Consider the following 5,959-nt stretch of genomic DNA (forward strand, 5'->3'; position numbering starts at 1 on the left):
CATTCAGCGATCGACGGCCGCACCACCCGGCACGAGAGCCATGCCCTGTCCCAGAAACACCGCAAGCGCATCGAGGAGGCTTTCGGCTGGGCCAAGACCGTCGGCGGCATGGCCCAGACCGTCTATCGTCGCATCGAACGCGTGCGATCCCGCTTCATCCTGACGATGGTCGCCAACAACCTGGCCCGACTGCCCCGGCTGCTGGCAGCATGAAGCCGAAAACCGGCATCCGGCGTCCATGCCGCTCGTAGGAACGGGCCGGACGCGCAAAGCCGCTGGTCCCTCCGACGGGAAAACGCTCCAGAACGCCGAGTAATTCAGCGACCTGTTAGGGGGATTAGGAACGGCTTCTATCTTGATATCGGAGCACACGATCCGTTCGTGCTCTCCAACACAGCATTGCTCAACATCGAGAGCGGATGGCGCGGCATAAACGTCGACCTGGATAGCCGCTATGTGGACCGTTTGAGGGAAGCGCGCCCGGATGACATCAGTGTTTGCTGCGCGATCGGAGCAGCAGACGGCGAGATCGAGGCGGTCATCTTCGAGGAGGGGGCGTTCAACACGATCGATGCAGACCGGCAAGCACGGTTTACCGCCACGAAGTCGTCAGGCGAGCGGCGTATAGTGCCGGTTCGCACCATTCCCTCCCTGCTGGATGAATATCTTCCCGCCGGCCAAGAAATCGGATTCCTGAACCTTGATGTCGAAGGTGTGGACTTCGCTGCCCTTAATGCAAACGACTGGAAGCAGTATCGACCGAAGGTCATCGCCGTTGAGACGCACGCATTCGACCTTCACAACCCCAAAGGCAATGATGTGTTCAACCTGTTGGTCTCACAGGGCTATCGGCTCCGCGCCCAGATGCTGGTGACTTCCATCTTCAGCCTCTAGCGCGGTAGAACTGCGTCTCCGGCCGGGCGTTCTCTTCATCAATCCCCAACCACCCGGTTCACCTGCCATCCCCAGGCGAAGTCCTCCTGGGCAGGGTTGGTCTCGGTGATCTCGACGTAGCGGACTGACTGCTGCGCCGTGGCCACGGCCAGTAGCACACGGACCGCCAGCTCCTTCCCGCGCCGCTGGATCAGCGAGTTCAGAGCGGCCCGCGTCATCGCCCCAAAGATTCCGTCCACCACCAGGTCGCCATAGAGGCTGCCCCGGCCGTTGAGGTGGTTCAGGGCGCGCTGCAGGAAGCGCCCCGCTACGGCGGTCCCCATGTTCACACCGATGTCGAGCAGCTTTTCGGCCAGCTCCGGCGCGACCTCATCGATACGGTCGAAGCCCGGCTGGGTCCAGTAGAACAGGCGATAGATCTCCACCGCCGTGTCGCGCGGCATGGCGCGCATGGGGCCGCTGTAGCCGGCCGCCCGGGCCCGGGCGATGGTGATGCCCCACATGGTCTCCCCGCCCTTGTCGGAGGGGTGGTTGGAGTAGCCGCCCTCGCGGCCGATCACGCCGTCGATCAGCGTGGCGAAGCGGGAGGCGCTCACCGGAACATCCCCCGCACGGTCTGGCTCAGCTGCGCGTCCTTCGCCGCGCTGCCGGCGCTGGAGCCGAAGTAGTAGGCCACCACATTGCCGGCCCAGCCCACCGCGGCGCCGACGAAGCCGGCCACCATGACGGCCTTCTCGGTGGGCATGTCCACCAGCACGATCAGGGCAACCCCGCAGGCGGCGAGCGTCAGGGCTACGAGGCCGACCAGCAGCTGGGCAGGGTTCATCCGTCCCGCGGGCGCGTGCGGCTCCGCGGGCGGCAGCTCGGGGCTGTCGCTCATCGTCATCTCCAGATGGTCAGGGGTGCCCGGCTGACCGGCCGGTGCTAAACTACGCCCCGCAACATTGCGGAGCCGTCAGGCTGCAGATGAGGTTCGTCACAGGGCTGGCGCGAGTGGCTTCCGGCCTGCTGAGACCAGTCCTCTGCCGGGTCGTCGGGCATCGCTGGCAGAGCGCCGGTTGGCACCCGCTGCCCTATCACACTGGCACGCGGTACCGTCTCATGATCTGCAAGCGCTGCGGGGCGCAGAGGACGAAGCTGATTAAGGTGAGCTCTCAGGCAGCTGGATGGCCGGCTGAGCGCTGCGTCACTCCACATCACTGAAGACCGGCACCTCGGGAAGGGGAGAGTCATCGCCGGCGAGGATCAGGCGCTGGGCCGCCACATGCCGGATCTTCACGGCCGCCAGGGTCAAGGTGCTGATGAAGCTGTGGGCATGAGCGAGGCGGCGGCGGAGGGTCCGGATCTCGGCCTCCATCTCCTCCTCATCCTCGCGGTTGATGGTGTCGCGGCGCGACCGGATGGCCCCATAGGCGGTGAGCAGCCCAGCGAGGCCGGCGAAGGTCATGGAGCCGATGGCGACGATCTGCTCCGCCGTCAGATTAGGCATACCGGCGCCAGAGCCTCCAGGAGAGGATGCCGGCGATCGTCGTGAGGGCGAGGAAGAGGGTGATCATGGGCGAGAACGGGTCCAGGCTCATCGCGCCCACGCAAACCGTGACATGCAGCAGGATGCCGTAGCCCATCGTCTGCACCATGGCGCGCTGGCGCAGGCTGCCCATCCGGAGCGCGGCGATCTGCCAGGGGAAGAGGACAAATCCGACCCAGGGCCAGAGCCAGCCGCCCAGCACGTTGAGGATGGCCAGCGCCGGCCTCTCGGTCAGCGCGTCGGGCGAGAGCAGGTTCGCCACCGACCAGCTCAGCCAGGTGATGGCGAAGGTGGCCTCCAGCCACTGAGGGTAGCGGAAGGGGTCACGGAACCAGCCGAGCGCCCGGGACCGGTCCGCGGCCCTGGCCGCGGCCTCAATAGCGCCATCGCTGGCGCCCGTGTTGCCCAAGGGGCGGAGGTTGGGGCTGCTGGGCATCTGCGGCGCCCCTAGACGCTGACCGCGGCGGCGGCCCGGAACAGGTCGTCTAGCTGCTCCGGAGTGAGCTGCAGGACGGTGGCGAGTTCAGCGATGAGAGGGCTGGTGCGAACGAAGCTGGCCTTCACCCAGGCTTCACGCAGGGTCTCGGCGCCGAGTTCGTCACCGGCCAGGGCCAGCATGTTGGCCTTGGTCTCCACGATGGTCTCGGCATCCTCGAAGAGCCCGGCATGACGGAGAGCCGTCCGAGCCTGGAAGTTCGTCACCTCGGCCGGGACCGGCGCGGCATCCCCCATCCAGGAGCCGTGCAGCACCCGGGACAGCTGCGGGCCCATGGTGAGCACGCCGGGCGGCTGGGGGAGCGGCTCCGGCGCGCGCACGGTGGCGTAGGCGACGCCATCCAGCACGAGCGGGCCGATGACATTCGCCTGGCCGGCCAGGGCGGCAGCCATGGCGGCGGGCGCGCCGTACCAGGCGTGATCGATGAAGGTCTCGCTCATGGGTGCTCCTTTAGGCGGCCAGGGCCTGGAGCGGCGCGCCGATGCGCTGCACCGCCAGCAGGTCCAGGCTGTCGAATTCCACGATGGCGGGAAAAACCGCGTCCCCGTTGCGGGAAGCCATCCAGCCCCGGTTCATCCCGATCGGCAGCTGCAGGTTGGCGAAGGAGAGTGGCGCGCGGGCGTCGATCGTGACGAAGCACCCTGCCGGTCCCCAACTCATGGCAAAGCGGTGGAGCGTGTTCGGCTGCACCCAGCCGCTTGCGGCGTCCTGCAGGTTGGCCCCGGCGCGCTGGCCCTGCGCCACGATCGCGCCGCCGCTGGCCACCCGGAACCAGATCCCGTTGGCGGTGGTGCCGTCCGTGATGCTGACGACGGCCTGATAGGCTGCGGCCAGCACTGGCAGCAGGAAGGTACCATAGAGCGTGCCCTGGGCGGCCGGGACCGCGAAGGAGGCGAAGTCGGCCGCGCGGGTGGCGGCCGCGCCCGCCGTGGTGATCCAGGAGGAGGGGAAGGTTCCCGCCTCCAGCTGCGCGAAGCGCACGTCGCCGGCGACGGTGAGGGTCAGCGAGCCGGCGGTGGGCGTGAAGGCGAGGGAGACGCGGTCATTCGCCCCGGTGCCGGCCAGGGAGCCGGTGGCGGACCCGGACAGGGTCACGGTCCCGCTGCCCTCGAAGGCCAGGACATAGGCCTGCGCCGTCACAGCGACGGACTGCGTCGCGAGCGCGGCCGAGTTCAGCAGCAGGTTGGTCCGCTGGAGGCCCTCGGTCAGCGCACGGCGCGCAGGCCCGGTGCGGCGCAGGGCGTTGATGCCACAGCTCTCCCAGCCAGCCCCGCCGACCGGACGGGCATTCGCCGCGGAGGCCCGAGAGAGCTGGCCGGTGAAGCTGCTGGGCCCGAGGATGCGTGTCACATCGCCCGCGTCGAACATGCCGCGCAGCAGCGGCCGCAGGACCGGGCGCAGCACCGGCCGCAGCGTCACGAGCCGAAGACCTTGAAGGCGACCGGACCGGAGCCGGTCAGCACCAGGCGGAACTCGCTCTTGCCGCGGTATCCCGCCTCGCCTTGCATGGATCCGGCGGCGGTCAGGGTCGCGCCCGTGTCCACGCCGTTGCCGGTGTCGCCGGCGGCCCGCTCGTGGAGCGCCAGGGTACCGGTGCCGCCATCGCGCCAGATGCGGAAGGGGCCGGTCGGCGCGAACCAGTCAGAGGTGGGGCTGGCAGCCGTCAGGCTGCCCTCCGGGATGGCCATGCCATGCTCCTGCGATGTGGGTGGTGGTGAAGGGGCTGGGCCGGCCGAGGTCAGCCCACGACGCGCAGCGTGCCGTCGCCGGCCTTGTAGAGGTTGCCGGGCACCATGCCGGCGGCCTTGGCGGCGTCGTCATCGGGATAGGTCGGGATGGTCGGGAGCCGCACGCCCCGGTTGTCCACGATGAACTGCCCGACGCCCGCAATGGCGAAGCCGATCAGGTTCGTGCCGAAGTACATGCCGTGGTTGTCGTTGCCGCGGCGCCCGACCGCCACCAGCGCGGCCGAGCCATCGGCCAGGTTGATGCCGTGGGAGAAGTCGCGGCGCCGGGTGGCCTGGCTGACGCGCACCTCGTAGGCGCCCGTGCCGCCGAGCAGGAACTGCGGCACCGTGCCGCCGATCAGCTCATTGTCCACCATGGTGGTGTTGACGCCCTGATCCACGCCCAGGCCGCGCCAGCCGGTCGCCCGGTTGTTGATGAGGCGGTTGTTCTGGGACTTGATCGTCGCATCGTCCTGGGCGTTGGAGACGGCATAGGCATAGCCCGAGGAGGGGTAGTTGGCGGCGACGGTGGGGTGGATGCCCGTGCTGTTGTTGTGGACGACGATGCAGTCCTGCGCGCCCTGGAGCACCACGATATAGGGCGACATCACCGCGACCGGCGTGACCCCGTCCGCCAGGAAGGCGCCGGCCTCGATCGAGAGGTTGTCCTGGACGGTGATGTTGCGGCCCTGGTCCACGCGCGCCAGGACGTGGCACTTCTTGCCCGTGTTGTTCCGCACCGAGCCGCCATAGGCGGAGGCCACGATGTAGTCGATCGTGACCATCCGGACGCAGCCCTCGCCGTAGTTGTCCGAGATGTTGAAGCCCAGGACGCCGCGCTTCATCGCCACGCCATGGAAGCAGTTCAGGAAGTCGTTGTTGCGGACCACGTAGTTGCCGCCGACCACGCCGTCATCCGAGGCGGAGGCGTAGAAGCCGACATCACGGCTGCCCTTGAAGGTGTTGCCCTCCACCCGGGCCTTGCGGACCCCGCCGATGAACAGCCCGCCATCGCCCCCGGCCGTCTGCCAGTGCGCCCCGGCATCGAAGACCACGTCCTTGACGATGCAGCGGCGGATCCCCGCCCAGGTAGCCCCGTTCAGGTCCTTGTAGTCGCCGCGGATGGAAAGGCCGTCGCAGGTGGAGGAGGCTCCCGGGTTCGGCGAGGGGAACTCGGCCATGAAGGGCATGGAGGTCGAGCCCTTCTGCTGGGCCTGGTTGCGAATTCCACGGGATGGTGGGCAGTGATTCCACGGCATCGTGGGCAGCGGTTCCACGGGATGGTGGGCACGGATTCCACGGGATCGTGGGCAC

At 68.3% G+C, this 5,959-nt stretch carries 10 protein-coding genes; 2 read left to right on the forward strand and 8 right to left on the reverse strand.

The features are described from left to right. Both BUB97_RS24990 and BUB97_RS24995 read left to right on the forward strand, forming a co-directional pair. A partial coding sequence (locus BUB97_RS24990) for a transposase (RefSeq protein ID WP_175562744.1) occupies positions 1-213 on the forward strand: 213 nt, incomplete at its 5' end. 147 nt (positions 214-360) lie between these two features. Further along, positions 361-894 (forward strand): FkbM family methyltransferase, encoded by a 534-nt coding sequence (locus tag BUB97_RS24995; RefSeq protein WP_277614063.1) that lies wholly within the window; start codon positions 361-363, stop codon positions 892-894. Positions 895-932: 38 nt separating this feature from the next. On the opposite strand, the gene BUB97_RS25000 is transcribed toward BUB97_RS24995, so the two are convergent. From BUB97_RS25000 to BUB97_RS25035, 8 genes are all read right to left on the reverse strand, one after another. Then, entirely contained in the window at positions 933-1,490 is a 558-nt protein-coding gene (locus BUB97_RS25000; RefSeq protein ID WP_073140557.1) for a glycoside hydrolase family 108 protein, read from the reverse strand. Then, positions 1,487-1,774, reverse strand: a complete 288-nt coding sequence (locus tag BUB97_RS25005) for a hypothetical protein (protein ID WP_073140560.1) — start codon at positions 1,772-1,774, stop codon at positions 1,487-1,489. The genes BUB97_RS25000 and BUB97_RS25005 overlap by 4 nt, the downstream gene beginning before the upstream one ends. A gap of 306 nt (positions 1,775-2,080) precedes the next feature. After that, entirely contained in the window at positions 2,081-2,383 is a 303-nt protein-coding gene (locus tag BUB97_RS25010) for a hypothetical protein (protein ID WP_073140563.1), read from the reverse strand. Next, complete coding sequence (locus BUB97_RS25015) at positions 2,376-2,858, reverse strand: hypothetical protein (RefSeq protein WP_073140566.1); 483 nt, start codon at positions 2,856-2,858, stop codon at positions 2,376-2,378. Before BUB97_RS25015 ends, BUB97_RS25010 begins: the two co-directional genes overlap by 8 nt. Before the next feature lie 11 nt (positions 2,859-2,869). Next, positions 2,870-3,358 (reverse strand): hypothetical protein, encoded by a 489-nt coding sequence (locus BUB97_RS25020; protein ID WP_073140570.1) that lies wholly within the window; start codon positions 3,356-3,358, stop codon positions 2,870-2,872. A gap of 10 nt (positions 3,359-3,368) precedes the next feature. Then, positions 3,369-4,337, reverse strand: coding sequence for a hypothetical protein (locus BUB97_RS25025; RefSeq protein WP_073140573.1), 969 nt, complete (start codon positions 4,335-4,337; stop codon positions 3,369-3,371). After that, on the reverse strand, positions 4,334-4,606 hold the full coding sequence (locus BUB97_RS25030; protein WP_073140576.1) for a hypothetical protein: 273 nt from the start codon (positions 4,604-4,606) through the stop codon (positions 4,334-4,336). The genes BUB97_RS25025 and BUB97_RS25030 overlap by 4 nt, the downstream gene beginning before the upstream one ends. Before the next feature lie 50 nt (positions 4,607-4,656). After that, the coding region (locus BUB97_RS25035) for a right-handed parallel beta-helix repeat-containing protein (RefSeq protein WP_217659762.1) at positions 4,657-5,959 on the reverse strand (1,303 nt) is incomplete at its 5' end.

It is taken from the genome of Muricoccus roseus (genome assembly GCF_900141905.1).
GTDB classification, from domain to species: Bacteria; Pseudomonadota; Alphaproteobacteria; order Acetobacterales; family Acetobacteraceae; genus Roseomonas; species Roseomonas rosea.

Coding starts and splice junctions, on each gene's coding strand:
- BUB97_RS25005 (WP_073140560.1), bottom strand. CDS start 1,774: ATGAGCGACAGCCCCGAGCTGCCGCCCGCGGAGCCGCACGCGCCCGCG.
- BUB97_RS25010 (WP_073140563.1), bottom strand. CDS start 2,383: ATGCCTAATCTGACGGCGGAGCAGATCGTCGCCATCGGCTCCATGACC.
- BUB97_RS25015 (WP_073140566.1), bottom strand. CDS start 2,858: ATGCCCAGCAGCCCCAACCTCCGCCCCTTGGGCAACACGGGCGCCAGC.
- BUB97_RS25020 (WP_073140570.1), bottom strand. CDS start 3,358: ATGAGCGAGACCTTCATCGATCACGCCTGGTACGGCGCGCCCGCCGCC.
- BUB97_RS25030 (WP_073140576.1), bottom strand. CDS start 4,606: ATGGCCATCCCGGAGGGCAGCCTGACGGCTGCCAGCCCCACCTCTGAC.